This window comes from Microlunatus sagamiharensis (assembly GCF_900105785.1).
In the GTDB taxonomy this organism is placed as follows: domain Bacteria; phylum Actinomycetota; class Actinomycetes; order Propionibacteriales; family Propionibacteriaceae; genus Microlunatus; species Microlunatus sagamiharensis.
The window spans coordinates 3,562,202-3,586,749 of sequence record NZ_LT629799.1 but is presented as its reverse complement, the minus strand read 5'-3'; the positions used below and the strand labels follow the sequence as shown (position 1 = coordinate 3,586,749).

26 protein-coding genes and 1 pseudogene are annotated in these 24,548 nt (G+C 70.6%); 16 read left to right on the top strand and 11 right to left on the bottom strand.

Annotated elements, in window-relative coordinates; genetic code table 11:
• Positions 1-44: 44 nt before the first annotated feature.
• On the top strand, positions 45-962 hold the full coding sequence (gene mmuM / locus BLU42_RS16545) for a homocysteine S-methyltransferase (RefSeq protein WP_231918219.1): 918 nt from the start codon (positions 45-47) through the stop codon (positions 960-962).
• Between the two features lie 249 nt (positions 963-1,211).
• Here the strand turns inward: mmuM and BLU42_RS16540 are convergent, their stop codons facing one another.
• Entirely contained in the window at positions 1,212-2,435 is a 1,224-nt protein-coding gene (locus tag BLU42_RS16540; RefSeq protein WP_091076828.1) for a SigE family RNA polymerase sigma factor, read from the bottom strand.
• A gap of 100 nt (positions 2,436-2,535) precedes the next feature.
• Here BLU42_RS16540 and BLU42_RS16535 point away from each other — a divergent pair, with 100 nt between their 5' ends.
• Together BLU42_RS16535 and BLU42_RS16530 are read left to right on the top strand one after the other, a co-directional pair.
• Positions 2,536-3,363 (top strand): SGNH/GDSL hydrolase family protein, encoded by an 828-nt coding sequence (locus tag BLU42_RS16535; protein WP_197680486.1) that lies wholly within the window; start codon positions 2,536-2,538, stop codon positions 3,361-3,363.
• Positions 3,360-3,974 carry a hypothetical protein gene (locus BLU42_RS16530; RefSeq protein ID WP_091076822.1) on the top strand — a complete coding sequence of 205 codons (615 nt, stop codon included), beginning with the start codon at positions 3,360-3,362 and terminating at the stop codon, positions 3,972-3,974. Before BLU42_RS16535 ends, BLU42_RS16530 begins: the two co-directional genes overlap by 4 nt.
• Here BLU42_RS16530 and efeB read toward each other — a convergent pair.
• The 5 genes from efeB to BLU42_RS16505 all read right to left on the bottom strand — a co-directional run bounded on the left by efeB (position 3,971) and on the right by BLU42_RS16505 (position 9,394).
• The gene (gene efeB / locus BLU42_RS16525) at positions 3,971-5,314 is read right to left on the bottom strand and encodes an iron uptake transporter deferrochelatase/peroxidase subunit (RefSeq protein WP_091076819.1); all 1,344 of its coding nucleotides are present in this window, start codon (positions 5,312-5,314) and stop codon (positions 3,971-3,973) included. The two genes, BLU42_RS16530 and efeB, sit on opposite strands and share 4 nt — an antisense overlap.
• Before the next feature lie 32 nt (positions 5,315-5,346).
• Positions 5,347-6,546, bottom strand: a complete 1,200-nt coding sequence (gene efeO / locus BLU42_RS16520; RefSeq protein ID WP_231918212.1) for an iron uptake system protein EfeO — start codon at positions 6,544-6,546, stop codon at positions 5,347-5,349.
• A 2-nt stretch (positions 6,547-6,548) separates the two neighbouring features.
• On the bottom strand, positions 6,549-7,424 hold the full coding sequence (efeU, locus tag BLU42_RS16515) for an iron uptake transporter permease EfeU (protein WP_091076815.1): 876 nt from the start codon (positions 7,422-7,424) through the stop codon (positions 6,549-6,551).
• A gap of 76 nt (positions 7,425-7,500) precedes the next feature.
• Entirely contained in the window at positions 7,501-9,042 is a 1,542-nt protein-coding gene (locus tag BLU42_RS16510) for an MATE family efflux transporter (protein WP_091076811.1), read from the bottom strand.
• Between the two features lie 76 nt (positions 9,043-9,118).
• Positions 9,119-9,394, bottom strand: coding sequence for a cell division protein CrgA (locus tag BLU42_RS16505; RefSeq protein ID WP_091076808.1), 276 nt, complete (start codon positions 9,392-9,394; stop codon positions 9,119-9,121).
• 143 nt (positions 9,395-9,537) lie between these two features.
• On the opposite strand from BLU42_RS16505, the gene BLU42_RS16500 reads away from it, so the two are divergent.
• From BLU42_RS16500 to BLU42_RS16435, 13 genes and pseudogenes are all read left to right on the top strand, one after another.
• Positions 9,538-10,353 (top strand): DUF881 domain-containing protein, encoded by an 816-nt coding sequence (locus BLU42_RS16500; RefSeq protein WP_231918211.1) that lies wholly within the window; start codon positions 9,538-9,540, stop codon positions 10,351-10,353.
• Positions 10,354-10,727: 374 nt separating this feature from the next.
• On the top strand, positions 10,728-10,946 hold the full coding sequence (locus BLU42_RS16495; RefSeq protein WP_172825812.1) for a hypothetical protein: 219 nt from the start codon (positions 10,728-10,730) through the stop codon (positions 10,944-10,946).
• A 2-nt stretch (positions 10,947-10,948) separates the two neighbouring features.
• Positions 10,949-11,359 carry a TadE family protein gene (locus BLU42_RS16490; protein ID WP_091076801.1) on the top strand — a complete coding sequence of 137 codons (411 nt, stop codon included), beginning with the start codon at positions 10,949-10,951 and terminating at the stop codon, positions 11,357-11,359.
• 44 nt (positions 11,360-11,403) lie between these two features.
• Positions 11,404-11,799: a TadE/TadG family type IV pilus assembly protein gene (locus BLU42_RS16485; protein WP_157720034.1), complete on the top strand. Its 396-nt coding sequence runs from the start codon at positions 11,404-11,406 to the stop codon at positions 11,797-11,799.
• Positions 11,796-12,227 (top strand): pilus assembly protein TadG-related protein, encoded by a 432-nt coding sequence (locus BLU42_RS16480; RefSeq protein WP_091076795.1) that lies wholly within the window; start codon positions 11,796-11,798, stop codon positions 12,225-12,227. Before BLU42_RS16485 ends, BLU42_RS16480 begins: the two co-directional genes overlap by 4 nt.
• 97 nt (positions 12,228-12,324) lie before the next feature.
• Complete coding sequence (locus BLU42_RS16475) at positions 12,325-12,939, top strand: hypothetical protein (RefSeq protein ID WP_091076792.1); 615 nt, start codon at positions 12,325-12,327, stop codon at positions 12,937-12,939.
• Positions 12,940-12,942: 3 nt separating this feature from the next.
• A complete protein-coding gene (locus tag BLU42_RS16470; protein WP_091076788.1) occupies positions 12,943-13,722 on the top strand; it encodes a hypothetical protein in 780 nt (259 codons plus the stop codon).
• Positions 13,719-15,083, top strand: a complete 1,365-nt coding sequence (locus BLU42_RS16465) for a CpaF family protein (RefSeq protein ID WP_231918210.1) — start codon at positions 13,719-13,721, stop codon at positions 15,081-15,083. The genes BLU42_RS16470 and BLU42_RS16465 overlap by 4 nt, the downstream gene beginning before the upstream one ends.
• Positions 14,965-15,678 (top strand): annotated as a pseudogene (locus tag BLU42_RS21500) (recombinase family protein); the annotation flags it as partial. The gene BLU42_RS16465 and the pseudogene BLU42_RS21500, both read left to right, overlap by 119 nt.
• The gene (locus tag BLU42_RS21495; protein ID WP_231918612.1) at positions 15,667-16,296 is read left to right on the top strand and encodes a zinc ribbon domain-containing protein; all 630 of its coding nucleotides are present in this window, start codon (positions 15,667-15,669) and stop codon (positions 16,294-16,296) included. The pseudogene BLU42_RS21500 and the gene BLU42_RS21495, both read left to right, overlap by 12 nt.
• Positions 16,297-17,560: 1,264 nt before the next feature.
• Positions 17,561-18,580 (top strand): AAA family ATPase, encoded by a 1,020-nt coding sequence (locus BLU42_RS16445; protein WP_091076776.1) that lies wholly within the window; start codon positions 17,561-17,563, stop codon positions 18,578-18,580.
• A 310-nt stretch (positions 18,581-18,890) separates the two neighbouring features.
• Positions 18,891-19,559, top strand: coding sequence for a hypothetical protein (locus BLU42_RS16440; protein WP_091076773.1), 669 nt, complete (start codon positions 18,891-18,893; stop codon positions 19,557-19,559).
• Between the two features lie 31 nt (positions 19,560-19,590).
• Positions 19,591-20,172 (top strand): hypothetical protein, encoded by a 582-nt coding sequence (locus BLU42_RS16435; protein ID WP_157720033.1) that lies wholly within the window; start codon positions 19,591-19,593, stop codon positions 20,170-20,172.
• 541 nt (positions 20,173-20,713) lie between these two features.
• Here the strand turns inward: BLU42_RS16435 and BLU42_RS21740 are convergent.
• The 5 genes from BLU42_RS21740 to BLU42_RS20695 form a co-directional block, all read right to left on the bottom strand.
• On the bottom strand, positions 20,714-21,007 hold the full coding sequence (locus BLU42_RS21740; protein ID WP_091076767.1) for an HNH endonuclease: 294 nt from the start codon (positions 21,005-21,007) through the stop codon (positions 20,714-20,716).
• A 159-nt stretch (positions 21,008-21,166) separates the two neighbouring features.
• A complete protein-coding gene (locus BLU42_RS16425) occupies positions 21,167-21,637 on the bottom strand; it encodes a hypothetical protein (protein WP_091076764.1) in 471 nt (156 codons plus the stop codon).
• A 187-nt stretch (positions 21,638-21,824) separates the two neighbouring features.
• Entirely contained in the window at positions 21,825-23,096 is a 1,272-nt protein-coding gene (locus tag BLU42_RS16420) for a glycoside hydrolase family 15 protein (RefSeq protein WP_091076757.1), read from the bottom strand.
• Between the two features lie 141 nt (positions 23,097-23,237).
• Positions 23,238-24,077: a hypothetical protein gene (locus tag BLU42_RS16415; RefSeq protein ID WP_091076753.1), complete on the bottom strand. Its 840-nt coding sequence runs from the start codon at positions 24,075-24,077 to the stop codon at positions 23,238-23,240.
• Positions 24,078-24,524 carry a peptidase inhibitor family I36 protein gene (locus BLU42_RS20695; RefSeq protein ID WP_157720032.1) on the bottom strand — a complete coding sequence of 149 codons (447 nt, stop codon included), beginning with the start codon at positions 24,522-24,524 and terminating at the stop codon, positions 24,078-24,080.
• Positions 24,525-24,548 lie beyond the last annotated feature (24 nt).

Genomic DNA, 24,548 nt, shown 5'->3' with positions numbered 1-24,548 from the left:
CGTGCGCTGCCGACCCGCGGGCGGGCCCGCCCTACCCTGGCTGCGTGGCACGGACGATCACCGAGGCGATGGCCGACGGCCCGGTCGTCCTCGACGGCGGCCTCGCGACGCAGCTCGAGGCCCAGGGCCGCGACCTCTCCTCCTCGGTCTGGTCCGCGCAGGTCCTCGCCGACGACCCCGACGCGGTCCTCGCCGCGCACCGAGCCTTCTTCGCCGCGGGTGCGCAGGTCGCGACCACCGCGTCGTACCAGGTGTCCTCGCGCGGCTTCGCCAGCGTGGGCCAGGACAGCCTCCACATCAGCCGGCTGCTGCGCCGCAGCGTGCGGATCGCCCGGCAGGCCGCCGACGAGGTCGACGGCGACGCGTGGGTGGCGGCGAGCGTCGGCCCGTACGGCGCGGCGCTCGGCGACGGGTCGGAGTACCGCGGCGACTACGGGCTGACCGTCGCGCAGCTGCGACGCTGGCACAAGTTCGGGATCCAGGTGCTGGCCGACGTGGGCCCCGACGTCCTCGCCCTGGAGACGGTTCCCTGCCTCGCCGAGGCCGAGGCGCTGCTCGCCGAGGTGCGCGGACTGCCCAAGCCGGCCTGGCTCTCGATGACCTGCGACGGCGACCGCACCCGGGCCGGCGAGCCGGTCGCCGAGGCCTTCGCGATGGCGGCCGAGGTCGACGAGGTCATCGCCGTCGGCGTGAACTGCCTCGACCCCGCCGACACCCCGGAGCTGGTCGCGCTCGCGGCGAGCACGAGCGGCAAGCCCGTCGTCGTCTACCCCAACGCCGGCGAGCGCTGGGACGCCGCGGCGCGGCGCTGGACGGGCGACCGGACCGCCGTCGCCGGGCTCGTGCCGAGCTGGGTCGAGGCCGGCGCACGGCTGGTCGGCGGCTGCTGCCGGGTGGGCCCGGAGGAGATCGGCGCGGTCGCGGCGGCGATCGGACGGCACCCGGCTCCGACCGCGGTCTGACCGGGGTCCAGACCCGCGCTCCGCCGGCGCACAGCAGACGCACACCGCGGGCTGATGTGAGGCACACCGCGCCGACGCAGCCTGGAGGACATGGAGATCACGCAGCTGGCCACGGCCCTCGTGACGCTGATCGGGGTCGTCGTCGTGGCCCTCGTCGCCGTCGTCCCCCACGTCATGGACCTGGAGCAGGGCGCCCACTGACGACGGGGCGAGGCGGGCGACTGACGGGAGACCGGCGCCCGAGCGCCCCTAGAGAGTGGGCAGGCGCAGGCGGTCGTCCTGCAGCATCCGGACGACGTCCGCGCGGCTGATGTCGAGCGGGCGGCCGGACGCGGTGTTGCGGGCGACGACGGTGATGACCTGCGTTCCCTCGGGCCGGTACTGCCCCTCGAGCCCGTCGTTGGTGTCGAGCCCGTCGCTGAGGACGAAGCGGTTGCCGTCGAGGAAGCGGATCGAGGCGCAGGCGTTGCCGGTCGCCTCGCCGCAGCGGGGGGCGTACGCGCGGCTCGTCGCGATCTGGACGTAGACCTCGGTCGAGCCGCCGCCGTCGCCGACCTTGAAGACCTCCATCGCCAGCGCGCCCTGCTTGGTGGTCCACAGGTCGTCGGTCTCGTCGCGGGCGTAGTAGCTGGAGGCGTTGAAGTAGGTGCCCTCGGGGTCGAGGTAGGTCGCGACCACCTCGAAGACCGTCGCCCGCCAGGCCCGGGTCAGCGACGCCTGGCAGGTGCGCAGCGTGCGGTCGCAGGGCGTCGTCGGGCTCGGGGTGACGGTCACCGTTGGGGTCACGACCGGCACGCTCGGGGCGGGACCGCTCGCCGGGGTCGGCGCCGCGGGCCGCAGCTGGGTGACGACGAGCACGAGCAGCACGAGGGCCGCGGCGGCGACCCCCGAGCGCCGGAGCCGGCGGCGCCGGACGAGCTCCTGGCCGTGGGTCAGGTCGTCGTAGCGGCGGACCGCGCGCATCTCGGCGGGGACCGCGGCGTCGAGGCGGGCGACCAGGACGGCGTCGTCGGCGAGCTCGGGGGCCTGCCGGACCAGGGCCGCGCGGGCGTCGCGCGCCACGTCGGCGACGGTCGCGGCCGAGGAGTCGAGCACCGCGGCCATCTCGACGCGGGGCACGCGGGCCACCCACTCGAGCACGACGACCATCCGCTGGCGGGCGGACAGGTGGCCGAGCATGCCCACGACCGGGTCGACCGGCTCGTGGGCCGGCCGGGAGTCGACCAGCTCGAAGCGGGCGCGCAGCGACCACGCGGGCAGCGCGCCGAGGTCGGTCGTGTAGAGCAGCCGCAGCGCGACCAGCCGTGGGTTCCGCACCTGGCGCCAGCGGGCGTACAGGTCGGCGAGGGTGGCCTGGACGAGCTCGTCGGCCGCGTCGCGGCGCCCCACGAGCAGGTAGGCGCAGCGCTGCAGCAGCGCCCGCTCGTCCTCGACGAACGTCGCGTAGTCGCGGTCCCGCGTCAGGCTGGTCATGGCCTCGGCGCCACCCCCTCGTCGGAGCCTATTCGGAGCCGTCGGCCCCGGCCGATGCCCCGGCTCGAGGCAGCGTGCTCGGGCGTCGCAGAATCGGGGCGTGACGGGCTTCCGGCGTTACGTGGCGATCGGCGACTCCTCGACCGAGGGGCTGATGGACCTCGACGACGCGGGCGGCTACCGCGGGTGGGCCGACCGGCTGGCGCAGCACGTGGCCGACAGCCAGGACGAGCCGGTGGAGTACGCCAACCTCGCGGTGCGCGGCCTGCACGCCGGCGAGATCCGCGAGACCCAGCTGCCGCGGGCGCTGGAGCTGCAGCCCGACCTGCTGACCGTCTTCGCCGGCGTCAACGACGTCATCTCGGTGCGCTGCGACTTCGCGGCGCTCGAGGCCGAGCTGGAGGCCCTGTTCGCGGGGGCGGCGACGAGCGGGGCGACGCTGGCGACCTTCACGATGGTCGACCCCGGCGCGGTGAACCCGCTCGTGCGCCACGTCCGCGGCCGCGTCTTCCGCCTCAACCGGCTGCTGCGCTCGGCCGCGCTGCGTCACGGGGCGGTGCTCGTCGACTTCGAGGCCTACCCGGTCGCGGTGGACCCCCGGCTGTGGTGCCCCGACCGGCTGCACAACAGCGCGCTCGGCCACGCCCGGATCGCCGCCGCCCTGGCCTGGGGCCTCGGGCTGCCGGGCTCCGACGCGAGCTGGTCCGACCCGCTCGAGGAGGACCCCCCGACCCGCTCGGCGCGCGACACGCTCGCCGGCGACCTCGACTGGGTCGTGCACCACTTCTCCCCGTGGCTGGGCAAGGCGGTCCGCCACGTGCCGCACGGGCTCGGCGTTACGGCCAAGCGGCCCGAGCCGACGGTGGTCCCGCGCTCCTCGGTACGGACCGAGGGCGCCGGCACGAGGCTCGCCGAGAGCGACCGGTGAGGCAGCGCTTCACGGGCGAGATCACCGGCGTCGGCACCACTGCGGGCACGCGGTTCGTCGTCGGCGACTGGTACGACAGCCCGCTCGGCCGCTTCACCGACGTGATGGTCCAGGAGCCCGACGGGCACCGGGTGCTGCTCGCGCCCGGCGACGCGCACGCCGCGCTGGTCGGCGAGGTCTACTCCTTCGACGAGACCGTCATCGGTCCCGTGCGCATGACCACGAGCCCGACGAGCCGGGTCGTGAGCGCGCCCGGGCTCGAGCTGCACGTCGGGATCGGCGCCCGGACGCTGCTCGGCGGGCTGCTGCGCCTGGTCCCGCGGCGCCTGGCGACCGACCCGCGCTGGCTGGCGCTGCTGGCCCCCGTGGCGCGGCTGCGCGGCGTGACGACGCACGGCTCGGCCGGCGGCGGGCGCACGGAGTCCTACGGCGCGTACGACGCGTTCGCCGTCACCTCGGCCTCGGGTCGCTGGCAGGGTCAGGACCTGGGCGGGCTGGCCGACGTGGACCCGCCCGTCACCTTCGGCTTCTCCTCCACGCTGCGCCGCCCGTCGCTGACGCGGCTGGTGACGACCATCGACGGTCCTGACGGACGCACCGGGGCGTCCTAGGCGAAGAGCGCCTGGCCGATGTGCTCGCCCGGCTTGGCCCCCGGCGGCACCGCGAACAGCGCCGAGCCGGTGTGCTGGAGGTACTCCTGCAGGCCGTCCGACTTGCTGAGCTTGGTCTGCATCGGGATGTAGTGCGTGCGGGGGTCGGTCACGTACGCCATGAAGAACAGCCCCGCGTCGAGCCGGCCGAGCCCGGTCGAGCCGTCGACGAAGTTGTAGCCCCGGCGCAGCAGCTGCACGCCCTTGTTGTTGTCGGGGTGGGCGAGCCGCACGTGCGCGTCGGTGGCGATCATCGGCTGGTCGCCGCGACCGGCCATGGTGAAGTCCGGCTGGCTGAACTCGCCGCCGCCGGACAGCGGGGCGCCCTCGGCCTTGGTCCGACCGACGACCCGCTCCTGCTCGCTCAGCGGCTGGCGGTCCCAGGTCTCGATGGTCATGCTGATGCGGCGGGTGACGAGGTAGGAGCCGCCGGTCAGCCAGCCCGCGCGCGGGTCGGCGCCGCCGGGCACCCACACGTGGGCGCCGACGCCGGCGGGGTCCTCCGCCTTGAGGTTCATGGTGCCGTCCTTGAACCCGAAGAGGTTCCGGGCTGTGGCCTGGCTCGTCGAGGTGGACGACGTGCGCCCGAAACCGAGCTGCGACCAGCGCAGGGCGGCGCGGCCGAAGGCGATCCGGGAGAGGTTGCGGATGGCGTGCACGGCGACCTGCGGGTCGTCGGCGCAGGCCTGCACGCAGAGGTCGCCGTCCGAACGGGCTTCGTCGAGGTTGTCGCCGGGGAAGAGCGGCAGCCGCTTGAGCGCGGCGGGCTGGCGCGCGGCGAGGCCGAAGCGGTCGCGCCCCGACTCGCGGAACAGCGACGGGCCGAAGCCGAAGGTCAGCGTGAGACCCGACGCCGGCAGCCCGATGGCCTCGCCGGTGTCGTCCGGCGGCGCGTCATACGGGCCCGACGTCGGTCCGTACTCGCCGGCGCCCTGGCCCGCGGTCATCCGCGCCGCGGCCTCGGTCCAGTCCTGGAGCAGCGAGACGAGCTCGGCGCGGTCCGTCGTGGTGACGTCGAACGCGGCGAAGTGCAGCCGGTCCTGCGCCGGCGTCGTGATCCCCGCCTGGTGCTCGCCGTAGAAGTCGTAGACCTTCGGCCCGCTCGGCGCGGGCGTCTCCACCGTCGAGGCGCGCGCGACGCCGATGCCTCCGGCCAGCCCGACCGCGGTCCCCGCGACGCCCGCCCCGGCAACCCCGAGTGCACGGCGCCGGGAGAACAGCCCGCGCCGGGGCGCGCCCGTCCCGGCCGCCGGCGCGGTGCCGGGGGCCTGGGGGTCGGAGGGGGACGGGGCGTCGGTCACGGTCAGGGAGCTCTCTCGGTGGGTCTCGGGGCTCAGGAGACGGCGGCGGTGAGCTTGGACAGCGGCTCGGCGAGCGCGTTCACCGCGTCGGAGAGGGCCTTGATGTCGCTCTTGCTCACGTCGTCGTAGTTCTTGAAGCCGTCGCCCGACTTCTGCTGGTCGAGCAGCGTCTGCAGCGCGGTGAAGCGCGTCTCGAGCTGGCTGTCGAGCGCCTTGTCCTTGGTCGCCAGGATCGGGCGCAGCCCCTCGAAGCCGATGCGCGCGCCGTCGACGTTGGCCTGGAAGTCGTAGAGGTCGGTGCGCGACCAGTACTCCTCCTCGCCGGTGACCTTGCCCGTGGCGACCTCGTCGAGCAGGCCGCGCGAGCCGTTGGCGATCTGGTCGACGGTGAAGGTCATGTCGCGGGTGCGCTCGTGCAGCGTCTTGGTGTTCTTCACGAGGTCGTCGGCGTAGGTCGTGCGCTGCGCGGTCGAGAGTGCGGTGTAGCCCTTGGCGCGGGCCGGCCACAGGTCCTTCTCGATGCGGTGCCAGCCGGTCCACTTCTGGCCCTGCTCGAGGTCGGCCTCGCGCAGGTCCATCTTGGGGTCGAGGTCGCCGAACGACTCCGCCACCGTCTCGATGCGCTCCCAGTGGGTCCGGGCGACGGGGTAGAGGGCGCGGGCCTTCGCGTCGTCCCCGGCCTCGTACGCCGCCGCGAACTCCTCGGTCTTGCTGAGCAGCTGGTCGGTCTGGTCGCGCACGTAGGAGGCGTAGTTGGCGTTGGCCGCGGCGACGAGCTCGCCGTCGTCGGTGCTGGCGGCCGCGCCGTCGCTCGACTCGGCCACGGTGAAGGGCGCCCGGATGCCGTCGCCGACCATGCCCGGCTTGCAGGCGGTGAAGTAGCTGCCGGCGGGGGCGGTGAGGACGAGGTCGCGGGTGATGCCGGGGCCGATGTTCTCGACCTCGCCGAGGATCCGCAGGCCGTCGCCGGCGAGCAGGTAGAACTCGTTGATCTTGGAGCCGCTGTTGGTGACGCTGAAGGTCAGCTTGCCCGAGGGGGCCTCGGTGCCCGAAACTGCGCACGCGGTGTCGCTCGCGGCGACCGTCAGGGCGCGCGGGTCGGCCGAGCCCTCCGTGGAGGACGTCGTCGTGTTGTCGGTGCAGCCGCTCAGCACGGGCAGGGCGAGGAGCGCGCCCGCCGCGGCGAGGGGCACGAGGCGGCGCGCCGCAGGACGGCGGGTCGGGACGAGCACGGTCAGTTCCTTCCGGAGGCCACCGGCTGCGCGGGCGCAGCGGCGACGGGACGAGGGGGCGCGGCGCGGTGCCGGGCCTTGGTGATGAAGACGGCCAGCACGGGCACGAGGTAGCAGGTCCACGCGACCGCCTCGAGCACCGTGGTGGCGGGGGAGAAGTTGAAGACGCCCTTGAGGACGGTGCCGTACCAGGAGGTCGGCGGCACGACCGTGGAGACGTCGAAGGCCAGGGTGTTGAGGCCCGGCAGGATGCCCGCCTCCTGGAGGTCGTGGACCCCGTAGGAGAGGACGCCCGCGGCGACGAAGATCAGGAAGACGCCGGTCCAGAAGAAGAACCGACTCAGGTTGATCTTGATGGCGCCGCGGTAGATGAGGTAGCCGAGCGCGACGGCGACGGCGAGCCCGAGGACGGCGCCGAGGAGCGGCTCGACCGTGCTGCCGGTCGTCCCGGTCGCGGCCGAGGTGGCGGCCCAGAGGAAGATCGCGGTCTCCAGGCCCTCGCGCCCGACGGCCAGCATGGCGACGACGGCGAGCGACCAGGCGCTGCCGTCCGCCGCCCGGTCGACGGCCGAGCGCAGCCCGGTCGACATCGAGCGGGCGGTGCGGGCCATCCAGAAGATCATCCAGGTCACCAGCGCGACGGCGACGATGGACAGCGAGCCGCCGATCGCCTCCTGCGCGGTGAAGGTGAGCCCGCGGGGGCCGAAGGTCAGCGCGGCACCGAAGCCGAGGGACACGACGACGGCGATCCCGACGCCGAGCCAGACGCGGGGCAGCAGGTGCTGGCGGCCGGTCTTGACGAGGTAGGCGATGAGGATGCTGACGACGAGCGCGGCCTCGAGGCCCTCGCGCAGGCCGATGAGGAAGTTGGCGACCATGCTGCAGGCGCTCCTCGTTGCCGTGGTGCTCGGCGGCCCGTGCTGGTCGTCGACGCGGCTCGTAGGTGAGCCTCGCCTAAGTTAAGGCAGGCTCGCCTTGCTCGGCAACCAGGTGTGACAAGCCGAACAGGCTGCATCCGGACGGCTCGCGATTTCCGAGCCCGCCGAAGGGCTTGCGCCGAGACGCTCCCTGAGCTTGTTGGAGGGCCTGCGCCCGAGACGCTCCCTGAGCCTGTCGAAGGGCCCGGAACGGGTCGGCGTCTCTCACGACCCCGGGACCGGAACCCTCAGGCCCCCACTCGAACCCAGCGATCCCCCGCGCCCGGAACCCCAGGGTGAGCGCCCGCGCGGCCATGAACACCGCGTACGAGGCCCAGACCCACGCCAACCCGACGCCGAGGTGGCGCACGAGCAGGGCGACGGGGAGGTAGAGGGCGAGGGAGACGAGCCCGGCCAGCGCGAGGTAGCGGGCGTCGCCGGCGCCGATGAGGACGCCGTCGAGGACGTAGACGACGCCGGCCAGCGCGGCCTGGGCGGCGACCACGAGCACGACCCTGCCGACGAGCTCCTGCACGGCGGGGTCGGGGGTGAAGAGCCCGACGTACGCCGGCCGCGCCACGACCAGCGCGAGGCCGAAGACGAGCCCGGACACCACGCCCCAGCCGAGCATCCGCCGGGTCAGGGCCCGGCCGAGGGCGACGTCGCCGGCGCCGAGGGCGGAGCCGATCAGCGCCTGCCCGGCGATGGCCACGGCGTCGAGGGCGAAGGCGAGCAGCACCCACAGCCCGCCGATGACCTGGTGCGCGGCGAGCGCCGTGGCCCCGAGCGCGGCCGCGACCACGGTGTTGGTGGTGACGGCGGCCTGCAGCAGCGCCGTGCGCACGACGAGCCAACCGCCCGAGCGGGCGACCGCGGCGACGCCCCGCGGCCGGAACGCGACGGTGGCACCCGCGGCCCGCGTACGCCGCACCACGACGACGACCACCGCGACGGCGGCGCCGGTCTGGGCGATCAGCGTGCCGAGCGCGGAGCCGGCGATGCCGAGCCCGGCGCCGTAGACGAGCGTGACGTTGAGGGCGATGTTGACGAGGTTGGTGGCGACGACGACCACCAGCGGCGTCCGCGCGTCCTGCAGCCCGCGGAGCACGCCCGTCCCCGCGAGCAGGACGAGCACCGACGGCAGGCCGAGCGCGGCGACGCGGAGGTAGCGGAGAGCCAGCGTCTCGATGGCCGGGTCCACGCCGTAGAGCCCGACCACGAAGGGCAGCGCCAGCTCGAGCGCGACGGCGAGGACCACCCCGACGAGCACGGCGAGGACGAGCCCGTCGATCCCGCCGCTCAGCGCGGCGAGACGGTCACCGGCCCCGAGCCGGCGCGCGACCGTGCCCGTCGTCCCGTACGCCAGGAAGATCGACAGCCCGACGAGGACGTTGAGCACGTTGGAGCAGAGGCCGAGCGCGGCGAGCGGCTCGGTGCCCAGGTGGCCGACGACGGCGGAGTCGGCGAGCAGCAGCAGCGGCTCCGAGACCAGGGTCGCGAAGGTGGGCAGGGCCAGCGCCAGGATGCGCCGGTCGAGCGCCCGCGCACCCGACGGTGCCGCCGGAGCGGAGTTGTCCACAGGAGTTGTCCCCAGTGTGGAGAACTACACCGGTGTAAGTCGGCGAGCTCTCCGGGTCGGACGAGCCGGTTCGGGCCTAGCGCCAGAGGGTCGCGAGGCCGAACGCGGCGGCCATGCCGCCCATGCCGATGAGGATGTTCCAGTTGCCGAGGTCGCTCATCAGCGGCACGTCCTGGCCGGCGACGTAGTAGACGATCAGCCAGGCGACCCCGAGCAGGCCGACGGTGATGAAGGTCGGCGGCACCCAGCGACGGCTGGTCGGCGCCTTGACCTTCTTCTTGGTCTCGGCGTCGGCCCGCTGCTTGCGGACCTTCTTCTCGTCGGCGGACTTCCGCGTGCGGGACTCGGGCACGACCAACTTCCTCGGGCTCGGGGGAGGCCTGGGAGATGCCGCCCGACGGGCGGACCCGTGACTGGGCCGCGCCTGGACTACGAGCCGTTAGCGTAGTTGCTGGTCCCCCGTCGGCGACCAGGCGAGGCGGAGGAGCACCGGAGTTGCGCGAGGACCAGCACACGTGGGGCGACCGCGTCGTCGCCGCGCTGCTGCGTGGTCGCGAGGCGTCCCGGCGTCGCCGGGCCGGTCGTAGGCCCGCCGCCCGGGTGCTCACGGCGGCGGTCTGCGCGGTCGCGGCCTTCCTCATCGTGCTCAGCACGGTCAACGCCCGCGGCAGCGACCTGCGCCCCGGGCGCAACACCGACCTGACGAGCCTGGTGGCCGACCAGTCGCGCCGCAACACCGACCTCACCCGGCAGGTCACCGACCTGCGCACCCAGGTCGACGCGCTCGCCGCCGCCGAGAACGAGGCGAACGGCTCCGGGCTCTCGACCGAGCTCGAGCGCCAGGAGCAGGAGGCCGGGCTGACCCCGGTCATCGGCCCGGCCGTGTCGGTCACCCTCAACGACGCCCCGTCCTCGGTGGCCGCCAACGGCGTCGACGCCGACCTGCTCGTCGTGCACCAGCAGGACATCCAGTCCGTCGTCAACGCCCTGTGGTCCGGCGGTGCGGAGGCGATGACCATCCAGGGCCAGCGCGTCATCTCCACCACGGGCATCAAGTGCGTGGGCAACACCGTCGTCCTGCACGGCGTCCCGTACGCCCCGCCGTACGTCATCAGCGCGATCGGCGACCAGGGCCGCCTCGAGACCGCCCTGGCCACGTCGACCTCGGTGCAGATCTACCGCCAGTACGTCGACGCGTACGGGCTGGTCTACGACGAGGGGCGTGAGGGTTCGGTGACGTTCCCGGCCCACGAGGGTTCGCTGGACCTCCAGCACGCCCAGCCCCTCGACTCGAGCGCCTCCCCGCGCTGAGCGCCCACGCGCCCTGAGCTTGTCGAAGGGCAGAGCGCAGCTCCCTCGCCGGCGCCCGGTTCCGCTCGACCGACCACTGGTCACCTGTGGTCGGTGTTCGGGCTGCTGACCGCCCACTGCTGACCACTGGTCGCTCTTGACCAGCGGTACGGTCCGGCCGCCCCGCGACGGACGACACCTGGGCTGGCTCGGACAACACCTCGGACAACACCCGTTGACCAGACTGATCCTGTGAACGTCCCCAAGATCGACAAACACCCTGCTCGCGCCCGCCGTCACCTATAGCGTGTCGATGTCAGCCTCGGGGGAGTGCGGATGGTAGGGCGCGACGCGGCGCCGGCCCGGCACACCTTCCCCTGCCCGGAAGGACCGTGATGAAGATCAAGAACGTGGCGGCGCTCGTCGTCGGCGTGCTCGTCGTGCTGCAGGTCGGCCTGCGCGCCCCGGCGTCGACCCGTACGCGCCGCGCCCACGACGAGCGCGGGCTGAGCCAGTCGGCCGAGACCGCGATCCTGCTGGCCGGCGCGGTCGTCGTGGCCGGGATCGTCGTCACGGTGATCACCGCCTTCGTCAAGTCCAAGCTGCCCAAGTAGCCGTGCACGGTCGTCGGTCCAGCGGGTCCGGCCGGGGTCTGCCCGGCCGGTCGGACCAGCGTGGGCTGAGCTCCTCCACCCAGCTGGCCGTCGTCTTCCCCCTGCTCATGCTGCTCACCCTCGGCATCGTCGAGGCGGGTCTGTGGCTCCACGCCCGCAACGTCGCCCAGCGCGCGGCGACGGCGGCGGTCGACGTCGCCCGGGGCAGCTACGGCACCGCCGGCGAGGGCGAGGCGCGAGCGCGGGACCTGGCGGCGGCCGCGGGCCTGAGCGAGGTGGTCGTGCGGGTGGACCGCGGTCCGCAGCAGGTGACGGCACGCGTCTCGGCGCACGCGACGCTCGTGCTCGACCTGGGCCTCGGGACCATCGAGGAGACCGCGTCCGGCCCGCGGGAGCGGGTGAGCACGCCGTGAGGAGCACCCGCCCGGGCGCGAGACGGCGTGGGGAGGCCGGCTCGGTGGCCGTCGAGATCGCCCTGCTCGCACCCGCCCTGGTGCTGGTGCTCGGGCTCCTCGTGGCCGGCGGGCGGCTGTGGTTCGCCCGGACGACGGTCGTGGAGGCGGCGCAGGCCTCCGCGCGAGCCGCCTCGCTCGCCCGGGGTGCCGGCGAAGCGGCGGCGGTCGGCACCGATGCGGGTCGCCAGTCGATGATCACGGCCGGCCTCCGTTGCGCGACGAGCTCGGTGCAGGTGTCGACGGCGGCGTTCGCGGTCCCGGTCGGCACGCCGGCGACGCTCACCTCCGACATCACCTGCGACGTCCCGTTCGGCGACGTCCTCCTCCCCGGCATGCCGGGCTCCCTCCACCTCACCGGCCGCGGCAGCGCGGCCCTCGACACCTACCGCGCGCGATGAGCAGCAGCGGAACGGCCCGGACCGGGGTCGGGCGCGACGAGCGCGGGCTCACGGTCAGCGTCTTCGTGCTCGTGATCCTCGCCGCCCTCGTCGCCACGGCGGGGCTGGTCATCGACGGCGGGCAGAAGGTGACGGCTGCGAGCCAGGCCGAGGCGGCCGCGGACGGGGCCGCGCGGGCAGCCGGCAACGCCGCGGCCACGCAGCGGCTGGCCGGACGTGACGGGGCGGGGACGGCGGTGCTGGCGGCGAAGGCGTACCTGGCGGGACAGCCGGGCGTGACCGGCTCCGTACGGCTGGTGGGCGGCGTGGTCACGGTCGACACGTCCGCGGACGCCCCCACCCTCTTCCTCACCGCGATCGGGATCGACGCGGTGACGGGCACAGGCACGGCGACGGCCTCCGTCGTCCCCACCGGGCAGGAGCGCTGAGCGCATGAGCCTCGACGTCGAAGCGACACGGAACGGCAGCGGGCCGTCCCGCCGGCGACCGTCACGTCCGTCTCCGGACGCCGCACCGAGCACCCCGGTGCCGCCCCGCCTCCCCGGGAGGCGCAACCCGCGCTGGATCGCGCTCGGGGTCGTCGCCATCTGCCTCGGCGGTCTGCTGTCGTACGCCGTCTACGCCCGGATCAGCACCGAGACGCGCGTCCTGGCGCTCGCCTCCACCCTCTACCGCGGCGAGGTGGTCGAGGCCGGCGACCTCACGAGCGTCGTGCTGCACGGGCAGCCGCCGGGCCCGACGGTGAGCGTCGCCGACCAGGCCGGGGTGGTCGGCAAGCGCGCCGCGTTCGACCTGCCCGCCGGCTCGCTGGTCGCCCCCGGTTCGGTCACCGACACCGCCCTGCCCGGCGACGGGCGCTCGGTGGTCGGCCTCCGGCTCGCCACGGGCCGCGCGCCCGCCACCCTGCTGGACCCCTCGTCGCCGGTGCGGGTCGTGGCGCTGCCGGCACCCGCCAACGGTTCCGGCGCCCGCGACTCCCTCGTCGGGAAGACGTACGCCGGTCGGGTCGTGGGCTCGACCCCGGGCGCGGACGGGACCTCGACCGTGGTCGACCTCGAGGTCGACGCCGGTCAGGCGCCGACGATCGCCTCGCTCGCCGCGCAGGACCGCATCGCGCTGGTGCGCGACGCCGGGAGCTGAGCCGTGGCGATCCTGCTGCTCACCTCTGCCGCCGGGGCGCCCGGGGTGACGACGCTCGCGGTCGGGCTGACGCTGTCCTGGCCCCGGCCCGTGCTGCTCGCCGACTGCGACCCCGGCGCGCACCAGGCCGTCCTCGCCGGCTTCCTCGCCGGGCAGAGCGCCGGCGGCAAGGGCCTGCTGCGCGTCGCGGAGGCCCACCGCGACCGCCGCCCGCTCCGCGAGGCGGTCCTCGACCAGACGCTGCCGGTGTCCGGCGAGGACGGCGAGCGGCACCTCTTCCTGCCGGGCTTCAGCCGCGCCGCCAGCGCCGGGCTGTTCGGCGGCGTCTGGGACGACCTGGCCGACGCGTTCGACCGCCTCGGCGAGGTCGGCTACGACGTCATCGTCGACGCCGGACGCCTCGGCCCCCACGGGCTGCCCGGCCCGCTGGTCGAGCGCAGCGCGGTGACCGGCCTGGTGCTCCGGACGAGCCTGCGGGCGGTAATGGCGGCCCGGGTCCACCTGCCGTCGCTGACCGAGCACGAGCGGCTGAGCACCGCGGGACGCACCGGGCTCGTGCTCGTCGGCGAGGGCGAGCCCTACGGCCGTCGGGAGGTGGCCAAGGCGCTCGGCGTCGGCGTGCACGCGGTCGTCGCCGACGACCCGCAGGCGGCCGCGCACCTGTCCGACGGCGCGGTCCGCCCGCGCCGGTTCGAGGCGTCGCCCCTGGTGCGGAGCCTGCGCGCGGCCGCCGGCGTGCTCGCCGGACGCATGGCCCGCACGACAGAGACGGTCGGCCGGTGAGCGTCGAGGAGACCGCGGAGCTGCGGCCCCAGGCCGAGGCGCCGTCGCTGCAGGAGGTGCCGCTGTTCGTCGACACCGTGGAGGAGGTCGGCGAGGCCTCGAGCCCGGTCACCCGGCGCGCGCTCCAGTCGTACGGCGCCTTCCGGCGCGAGGAGCTGCGGGCCGCGACCCTGCCCCTGCCCACGGCGGAGCTCGACTGGCCCACGGTCGTCCAGCTCCGGCGGCGGGCGTCGGAGGAGATCGCGGGGGAGAGCGAGCACCAGCTCCGCACCACGGGCACGCCGATCGTCGGTGACGACCGGCTGCTGCTCGGTCGCTCGGTCATCCGCCGGGTCGTGGCCGAGCACGTCCGGACGCTGCACCGCGAGGGCGCCGCGCTCTGGTCGCCCTCGCAGGAGCAGGCGTACGTGGAGGCGGTCGAGGACGCGGTCTTCGGCTACGGCCGGCTGCAGCCGCTGCTCGCCCTGCCCGACGTCGAGAACATCGAGATCCACGGCTGGGACTCGGTCGTCGTGCAGCACGGCGACGGCCGGCGCGAGGTCATGGCCCCGGTCGCCGACGACGACGCCGAGCTGGTCGAGGCGATCCGCTTCCTCGGCCAGAACGCCGAGCCCGCCCGCCCGTTCGACGACCTGCACCCGACGATGACGCTGGCCCTGGGCGAGCGGTTCCGGCTGCACGCGATCGGCTTCGGCCTGTCCTACCGGCCGAGCGTGGTGATCCGGCAGCACACCATGACCTCGGTGTCGCTCGCCGACCTGGCCGACGGCGGCCTGATGCCGCCCGAGGTGGCGGCGTTCCTCGACGCGGCCGTCCTCGCGCGCCGCTCGATCGTCATCTCCGGTGACCAGGGCGCGGGCAAGACGACGCTGCTGCGGGCGCTGATCGACGCGATCCCCGCCGACGAGCGGTTCGGCACCCTCGAGACCGACTACGAGCTGATGACCCACCTCCAGCCCGGGCGGCAGAACATCCTCGCCCTCCAGGCCCGCGTGGGGCACGGGGAGTCGACCGGCGGCCGCGCGGTCGGCGAGTTCACCATCGCCGACCTCATGCCCGAGGCACTGCGCCAGAACCTCTCGCGCCTCGTCGTCGGCGAGGTCCGCGGGGTGGAGGCGGCCTCGATGTTCGAGGCCATGCAGGCCGGCACCTGCATGAGAAGATATACCCATGCGAGTCGGCTTGTACACCCGGATCTCGAAAGACTCCACGGGCCAAGGCGCGGGTGTCGCGCGCCAGGAGCAGGACTGCCGAGCCAAGGCCGACGCCAACGGCTGGACGGTCGGGCGCGTGTACAGCGACAACGACACCTCTGCCTACTCGGGCACCCCGCGACCCGGATATCGGCGGATGCTCGCTGACATCGAGGCCGGCGCAATCGAAGCCGTCCTCGTGTGGCACGTCGATCGCCTGTACCGACGCACGACCGAGCTAGAGGAGTTCATTGCGATCTGCCAGCCGCGCAACGTGCCGACGTACACCGTGCAGTCGGGTCCTCTCGACCTCGCTACGCCGTCGGGTCGCATGGTGGCGCGCACGCTGGGCAGCGTTTCGCAGTACGAAAGCGAGCAGAAAGCGGAGCGCCAGCGCCGCGCGAACCAGCAGAGAGCCGAGGCGGGTCGTCACTTCGGCACGCGTCGTCCGTTCGGCTTCGAGCTTGATGGCGTCACCCCTCGGCCGGACGAGGTCGAGGCGATCCGCTCTGGCTGTGCCGACGTTCTTGCTGGCAAGTCTTTGGCGAGCATCGCCCGTGGCTGGAACTCGAGGGGGTTAGTGACGCCCCAGGCTGGCAACCCCTGGACCTCGACGGTGCTTCGCCGAACGCTGAGCACCGAGCGCCTTGCAGGGATCAAGACCTATCGAGGCGAAGTTGTGCGTGACTCCAGCGGGGAGCCGGTAGAGGCCGCGTGGCCTGCACTTGTTGACCTTGAGACCTGGCGCTCGGTGCAGGCAGTCCTGTCCGCACGGGCGCCCAGCTGGCCGGGCGCCTCGCGCCAGTTGCTCTCCGGCGTTGCGCGGTGTGGCGCCTGCGACGCACCCATTCACTCGGGCGGTGCGCGCAACGGTCGCCGTCGTTACCGCTGCTCGCAGAAGGGCGGGCACGCGTACCGGGAGGCAGAACCAGTCGACAACTATGTCGGTGAGGTTGTTATCGCCAGGCTAAACAGACCCGACGCGATCGAGTTGATCTCCTCCGCTGATGCCAACGATGTGTCTGAGGTGCAGCGCGATATCAGAGCGCTCAACGTGCGACGTGACGCGATCGCTGAGGGTTTTGCTGATGGGAGCGTCTCCCTGTCGCAATTCAAGGCGGCCAACGCGAGGCTGTCAGCGCGGATGCAAGAGCTGGAGGCGAAGGTTCCAACTCCCGGACTGCCGGCCCTGGCTCACTTGGCGACTGCCCGAGATCCGCGAGAGGTCTGGGGGTCGTTGGATATCGACGTGCGTCGTCAGGTGATCGACGTCCTGATGGTTGTTCGGCTCGTACCCGTCGGGACGAAAGAGCGTGCTTATCTGGACGTTGAAGCGCGGATCGTAAATCCCGAGACGGTCCAAATCGCGTGGAGGGTCTGATGAGCTTCCGGAGAGTTCCACGGCCGCGGCGCGAAGATCGACCTTACGTCTCCATCGGCTGCCAAGCTCGGAGCCACGAGTCGACGCCGTGGTCAATCGCCACGTTCGTCCTGATGGAGCGTTGGACTGAGTCGCCGTGGTACGTAGAGAAAGGATTTCGCGTAGCTGAGCGGAAGGGCCGCGGAAGCCTCCAGTCGATTGCTGGGGGCGACGAACCTCGTCAGATCGACGAGCGGAGCGCGAATATCTTCGACCCCGATCTACGGCTCCGGTACAAGCTCAAGTGCCATCTTTGCGGCGATAGCGTCGAGTTGCGACAAGAGTCAGCCCAGCGGGTTCTTCAGTTTCTGCGTCTAGTCGGTCCTGAGGTTCCATTACCGATGGTCCGTCGTGCTATTGTCGAAAGCAGCACGCGGCGTTAGTTGCTTCGTGGTTCAACCTCCGAGCAGAGGGTGCTTGACCCTGCCCGGAGGTTCTTGTGTCTTGGACCCAAGACAGAGCACGTGTTGCATCGCTTACCCGATCGCGACCGGCTAACGATCCTGATTTGATTGCCGCAAGGCAATCTCTCAAGGCCAGTCGGCTTGCAGATCACATCCGTAGCGTCGTCGAATCGGCGCCGCCGCTGACAACTGAGCAGCGCGCGCGTATCGCATCGCTGCTGCGTTCGGACGGCGGTGCCGAATGAGTCCTGACATGCGAAGAGGCGGCCCCGGCCAGGAAACCGCCTCTGCATTGCTCGCAGAACCAATGCTACCGCCCGCTGAGCTTGACGCACTTGACGAACTCGCTTCGGTTGTGGCTGGCACTTTCGTGATCGTCGTCGAGCTACAGAACGGTCGTTTACGGAGGCAATGCTTCCTCACAGCGGCGGCCGCGGAGAAGGCCGCTGCTCGCGCTCTCGCTGCCGGTCACAACCCCAGCGTCTACCTAGCCGAGCTGAAGCCTCTGTGGCTACTCAAGGGGCTGGAGGTGGCCGAGTGAGGGTCACGCAAGCGTTCGAGTTCGGCTTCCGGGCGCGGATGCTCCAGGAGTGCCTTTCGTCGGCGTTGCCCAGCGTCTGGGAGCGACGGGCGCAAGCCTGGGAGGCTGCGCGTCCTCGTCAGAGCGACTTCAACGGTCGCGCGTCGAGCGTCGAACTGCGCGATCGCGATGAGCGCTGCCGAGACATGGCTGAGTCCTGTCGCCGTCACGCTCGGCTGCTACATGAGGCAGAGCCCACAAGCCCTTCTCCTCAGGTCATTGGCGTCCTGCTGGAGGCCGCATGAGTAGCCGTATCGACGATGAGCTCGAACAAGTGCTCGCAGCGGGTGCGGCTGCGTACCAGTTCACTTCAGGCGGGTCGTTCATCCTCGACGCCGACCCCAACCCGCGACCGCTCTGGGGCATCGACGACCAGGTACTGCTTTCTTCAGGCGAGGCGTTGATCATCGCTGGAGGGCAGGGCACCGGTAAGACGACCCTCGCTCAGCAACTCGCACTAGGTCGCTGCGGCTTCCCGGAGTACGCCGAACTCCTCGGCTTCCCCGTTGCTCCTGGCAAGCGCCGCACCCTGTACCTGGCGATGGACCGGCCGCAGCAGGCCGCGCGGTCGTTCCGACGCATGGTGGGTGAGGCGTGGCGGTCAGAGCTGGATGCACGCCTTGCGGTCTGGCCCGGCCCGCCGCCGTACGACATGGCTCGCCACCCGGCGATCCTGCTTCGACTGTGCGAGCAGGCCGGGGCCGACACCGTCGTTGTCGACAGCCTCAAGGATGCAGCGATAGGCCTGACCGATGACGAGGTGGGCGCCGGCTACAACCGCGCCCGCCAGACCGCCATCGCCAGCGGAGTCGAGGTCATCGAGCTGCACCACCAGCGCAAGTCAGTCAGCGGTAAGGGTGGCGAGACGACCGGAATCGACGACCTGTACGGCTCGACGTGGCTGCCCTCAGGTGCTGGGTCTGTCCTGCTCCTGACCGGCAACCCCGGCGACCCAGTAGTCGGTGTTCGGCACCTTAAGCAGCCTGCCTCTGAGGTTGGCCCTTTGCAGATCGTTCACGATCACGGCGCCGGTCGCTCGCAGGTCTGGCATGCCGCGGATCTGGTGGTGCTTGCCAAGCAGCCCGGAGGTATCACGGCGCAAGACGCTGCCAGCGCCCTTTTCGATACCGACAAGCCGTCACCAGCCGAGCGGGAGAAGGCGCGTCGGCGGCTCGAGCGGCTCGTCTCCGCTGGGTCTCTGATGGTGCTCGATCACGGCGATAAAACGTCGAGCAAGGCCGCCCGTTGGGAGGCCGCGTGAACCCCACCAGACCCTTCACGGACCCCTTCACGGGTGCCTTTCGACGCCGACCCTTCACGACCCCTCCACGACCTACACGTCTCGCGCTCTTAAACCCCTTCACGGACCCCTTCACGGGCATCACGCGGCAGGACCCTTCACGCGCGGGGGGTTCTTTAGAAGAACCCCGCGTGTGTCCGGATCGACTCGGGCCGCGTTTGAGTTCGAGTGGCACCCGGCGCAGGGCGCCTCCAGTCGAGGACGCAACATCCGGGAGAGCCAGACCCCAACGAGTCGCAAACATGATCCAAACCAACAGAAAGGCAAACCAGTGAGTCTGAATGGAATCGAACTCGCAGGGCATCGCGAGCAGCTGGAGGCCTACCGCCTCGAGCGCGCAAGCCACCCGGCCTGGAACCCGCTTCCTGAGCCTGAGCGCAATGCAACCGATGAGCACGCCGACGAGATAGGCGACTACGTCAGTCGCTATAACCAGCGAATCCGCGAGGTCGAGGAGGACCGAGGCCTGTCCGACGAGGGCAAGCTCGAACTCAAGGCCAGGATCTACGAGGAAGCGCAGGCCAAGGTCGGCGCGATGCGTGCGGCCTCCGACGAGATCGTTTCAAGCCGCACCAACGAACTGACCCGCAGCCTTTTCGGCATCACGTCGAGCATGGACGAGACGAGCTTCCGAGATGCTCGGGCTCGAGTGGCTAAGGCAGACCCGCAGGCCCTGTGCGATCTGATGGACGAGGCCGAAGCCCTGGGCGACCGCACGCTGCTGCGAGCCGGCTTCGCCCGAGCGTGGGAGAAGAGCCGCGAGGACAGCCGGCTCACGTCACCGGTTTGGGCCGGCATCGTCGAGGAGTACGTCCGGCAGAACCCGAGCACCGCACCGAAGGTCGCAGAACTGTCCAACCTGCTTACCGGCCCCGGGCTGACCGGGCAGCAGGTCCGCAAGGCGCAGACCACCGTTCGCAAGCCGAAGGGAATCCGCTGACATGGCCATGACTTCACGAGAGTTCGTTGACGTGCTCACGAAGGGCACGACGAACAAGGGCACCGATCGGGGCCGGTTCCGTCAGCTGCGGGCCTCGGCGACCACGGTGGCAGAGAAGCAGTTCTGGGAGAGCATGTGGGACACCACCGCCACCACCGCACAGGTGACGAACTACGACAACCCCGTTCGGCGGGTGAGCATCCGACCGGGCAAGGCGAGGCCGCTGGACGCCGCAGACCTGGCCTGGATCCAGCGGCTTCCTGCCGACCCGGCCAAGATCAGCCCGGAGGACGTGCAGGCGCTCAAGGGCATGGCCTCGCAGGCTGCCATGGGTACCAGTGACCACCGCCTCATTCGTGCGGTCCTGGGACCGGTCGAGACCTACCACGCCAAGCGGGAGGCTGAGGCGAACCTGGCGAACCTGTCTCGGCCCCTTACGCAGATTCCGGCTAACGCAGCTGACGCCTTGTCCGCGATCCTGGCGCGTGAGGTGCCTGACCTTCGGGACGACGAGCGGTATAGCAGGGCCAGCGCCATGGTTCGTGATGCTGTAAACCACCGTCGAGACCTGCACTTGGACCAGGTGGCCGAGGCCCGCGCAGCGGCGGCCTGAGTTCCTGTGGCGTCAAAGTCACGACACGCCATGTTCGTAGGGCGCAGGCGTTGTCGAGCCAAGGTCGGCGAGTGGGGTCACGCGCTCCTTTCCCCCACAGTGACCTGACCTGCGCCACACACAAGTAGAGCCCGGCACGTCCACGGGGGTGGCGTGCCGGGCTCTCGTGCGTCTCAGGCTGCCGCCTGAGCCTCCAGCTGCTCCAGGTGCTCGCGGGCCTCAGCGGCTTCTCTGCGGGCGTAAGGCGTATCCCAATTCCGTATCCACTGCTCAGTCTCGGCCACATGCTCGCGGGCTCTCACGATCTCGCGTTGCAGCTGACGGCGGGGCTGCTCTGCTTGACGTCGGCAGGCCGTCGAGCAGTAGACGCGAGGGGTCCCACGGGAGGCTGAGCGGTCGACCAGGGCACCGCAACTGGGGCACGGCAGACCCTCAGAAAGCTCCTGACCAAAAGTCCCAGAGTCGCGCAGATTGGCAGAAGCAGTACGTTCCGGTGATGCTCGACCACCGGGGAGGGGGGTCCCAGGCCTGGGGGTCGACGTCACTTCAGTCCTGGATGCTTTCGCGCTGGCGGCTTGGCCTTCGCCTGTATGGCTGTCTTTGCGGAACGGGCGTCGCGTGCAGTCTTGAGGTCGTGGCAGGTCTTGCACGCAGCTTGCCGGTTGTGGAGTCCTAGCGATCCGCCGAGGCTCAAGGGCACGACATGGTCATCGATCGTGGCTAGGCGCGTGCAGCCGGGGCCCTTGATCTGGCACTGGCCAGCTGCTCGACTCAATACGTCCGCTCGACCTTTGCGCTGCTCGTACGGGCGCTGACGATTCTTCGACCACACCATCGCTAGAACTCCTCGTGCCAAGTCTCTTCTAGGTGGGAGTTTGGCACCCCGATACCAATGTAAGCACGGGCAATTTCAAACGCTACTGATGAAGTAGGGCGACGACCGAAAGCCTGGCCGGCTGCTTTAGGGCAGCCGGCCGGGCGAGTTTGAGATCGCTCAGGCGTAGGGGTTCTTGCTGGTGACGTGATCGCAGCGATCAGGGGAGTTGAAGGGGCCAGTCATGCCGTTGCACTCGGTAAGGATCAGATTCTTGATGCCGCCGCTGTCGACGATGTCGGTGTGGAAGTAGGTCGTGGAGCCGTTGCCGGCGGTGAGGTGGTCGGTCGCCCATCCCTTGGTGTAGTCGCTGCCGGTACCGGCGGCCGTGGACTCGATCTCGAGGTAAGCGCCACGACCGTCGGCTTTGCGGTCGGTGTTCGTCCAGTCGACGTAGGCGTGATTGGCGCCGTACCAGGTGATCGTGAAGGTGCCGCGGGCGCCAAGGTCGGTGCTGTAGACGTTGATTGGGGACAGCTTGGTCGCGGCCTCGGCAGAGTGAACGACGCCTGTCGCCGCAGCACTAGCCACAACAGTGCAGGTAGCGAGACGGAGGGACAGACGCGCGAGGCGCTTAAGGGTGGAGGCCATGTCGTCAGCCTAGGAAAATCTGAGATTCAGTTGAACGCACACAAGGTGAACGGCAGATTGCCAGATTAGGACTAAGGAGGATGCATGAAGCGCCGCCAGTGGCAGCCACTCTTTGAGGGCGGTCGCAACCCTAGGCACGCACGGGTCGGGTGCATCTGCGCGCTCAGTGAGCTAGCGACAGGGCGCCTTAGTCTGACTTGATTGAGTTGCAGCCGTGACTCAGCTCGTCGAGGGCAATAACCACAGACGCCGCGCTCCATCCGAGCGGAGTTACGGACGCCGGCTGCCCGTCGTCAAGGACCTTCTCCGGGATGGATCCTGCTGAGGTGCGGTGGCTCGCGATCCAGGTTAGCCACGTCGCAGCCGTTGGCGGATCGACGCATGCGGCGGTAACGGCCACGGTCCCAACGGTCGGAGTCCAGCTGATGCCATCCCTCCGCCACGACCCGCCAGGAGCGAGTCCGCCTGCGGGCCTGTGCATGTATCTAGGGGCCCGGCGCCAGCTAGTTAGCGCTTCCGGATCGGTGTCGTTGCCGAAAGGCGGCAGCAGGAACGAAACTCCGAGGTCGACCGAGGTGTGTGACCCTCCGAGGTAGCGCGGATATCCGTCCGGACCAAAGCCTTCGGCGATCGCCGCCTGTAGCTTGTTCGCCGCATCAGCAGCCTCTTGACTCCTGTCGGGGTCCGCGAGGACGCTGTAGGCATAGGCGCTGTTGCGCAAGCCAGCGAGCAGCACCGCAGAGGTGGCCAGGGTGGTCCCGGCCGGCTTGACCTCCCAGTAGTCCGACGTACTAGGCGGTAGCCCATTAGAGGTGCGTACCGCCGCAAGCGTGGCTTGTGTCGAACGGTCGAGCATTGGACGGAACTGCGCGGCAGTAGCGCGACGGACTTCCGCAGATGGGGCCTCCTGCAGGACCTGACCGATCGCCCAGAGCGACCAACCAGACCCGTCTAGCTGCGGCCCACGGGCGTCAGGAACGCCGCTACCGTCGGGGAGGTACCGAGCCATGAACACGCCGTCGTTGGGCTGCACCCGCTGCAGGAAGGCCAGCCCGCTCACGGCGTCGTCGTAGTGACCGGTCCTGGAGAAGGCGCTAGCAACGAAGGCGAGGTCGCGAGGCCAGACGTAACGCCACTTTGGGCTCCAGCCGGCGACGGCCACGTTGTGGTCGCGGCTAAGCACATGCAGGTCAAGCAGCGCGAGCCGTGCCAAGTCTGGGCTGGGCACGCTAGCGGCGGAAGGTATGGTGCCCCGGTCGAGCCAGGCCTGCTGCTCGCGGACTGCTGCAGCAGCGTCCTCGTTGTCTACGGTGACGCGGTATCCGGGGACTAGCCGGCTGGCGTCGGTGACAAATATGGTCTGCCCGCCTGGGCCTATAGCCACGGTTTCGTCGTGCAGCGCCACGTTGGCTTGGTTGTGAAACCGGACCGCGAGCGGGATCATCGCTGCGAAGATCACGAGAGCAAAAAAGCCGCTCCAAGCCCGTCGATTCCGGACCGCTTTCGAGAGCCACGAAGCAGTCTCGGAGTGATGCAGAGTCACTCCTCGTACCTTGTCGACACGTAGACGGCGCTCACTTGACTCCCTAGATCGTCGGGCTCAGTAGCCGTGTTGAGCGATGAGTGCTCCGGCGTCGGCCATCGTGCTGTCGATACGTTCTCGCTGTTGCTGCAGGTTGACCCAGTATCTCGCCACAGTCGGCTGTTCTGCGGTTGCCTCGAGGGCGCTCATTCGTGAGACAAGGTTGGTTCTGCCTTTACAAGCGACATCGGTCTCGGCGACACGCTTGCGAGTGGCTAAGGGGCCACCAGTGGACCCGACCGGGCTCCACAGGTTGTTCTGGTCGGGATTGGGGTCCACGCCGCCCGCGCGCAGGCAGGCTTCCCACTCGCTGATCACCTGCCGTGCCTGGCTACTGTCCATGAAGGTGTGGTAGGTGTCGGCCGCCACGACCTGGCTTTCAGTGAACTGCAGGGTGAACTTGGTGTAGTCCGGTGCGGCGACGCACTGCTTGTAGGTGTCGGTCTTGTTGATCTTCTCGATGTCCTTAAGGTACGCGTCGTAGTCGCGGTCTGCCCTTGTAGGAGCTGGTAGCCCGTAGCCGAGTTCAGCTTGCTCGGAAGTCCACAGCCCGTAGCGACGGGACTGGAACACCGCGGTGTTGCGCACATCGACTACCGGCACGACTGTCCCGGCCGCGTCGAGACAGTCACGAACGACAAGTTGTTGGGCGAGATTGAGGGTCTTGTCCTGCTGCTCGTCGGTGATGAACTGGTCGAGAGGCAGCAGGATCTGGCCTCTCTGGGGGTCGATGAGCGGCTCGATGGTTGTAGGCGCCGGCGTTGGCTCGATCCTGCTCGGGTCGCCGGAGCACCCGCAAAGGCCGATCAGGGCAGCCGCAACGGCGGCCGCCCTGACCAGAGAAGCGCTTCTACCCACTCAGCTGACGCGAACGCTGCTGATTCGGTCCTGCCAGTTCTGGCCGGCGACGTTGCCACCGACGCCCGTGCCGCCGCCGTTGCTCAGCTTCGGGTCCTGGTAGTTGGCCCCCGACTGCTGAGACTGGAAGCGGATCCCGACGCCGTTGTAGTTGGTCTCCTCGTACCAAGTGACGTTGCGTCCGCTGATGTAGTTCTTCACCGAGTTCGCGCCGTTGTTGGCGGTGATGCCACTGCGAGAGCACGCCTCCCAGTCGCCCATCACCGAGTTCGACACCGTGAAGTCTGTGAAGCAGCCGGTGTAGGTGTTCTCACCCCAGGCACAGGCGTGCCCGCTCGTGCACTGCTCGATGTTCGCGCTGGCGGAGGGAGCGGTGAACGCGACCATGCCCCCGGCGAGCAGAGCGCCCGCTGCGACTCCCGTGACGGTCCTTCGGATCGACTTCATTGTGCCTCCTCGAGTATTCGGCGC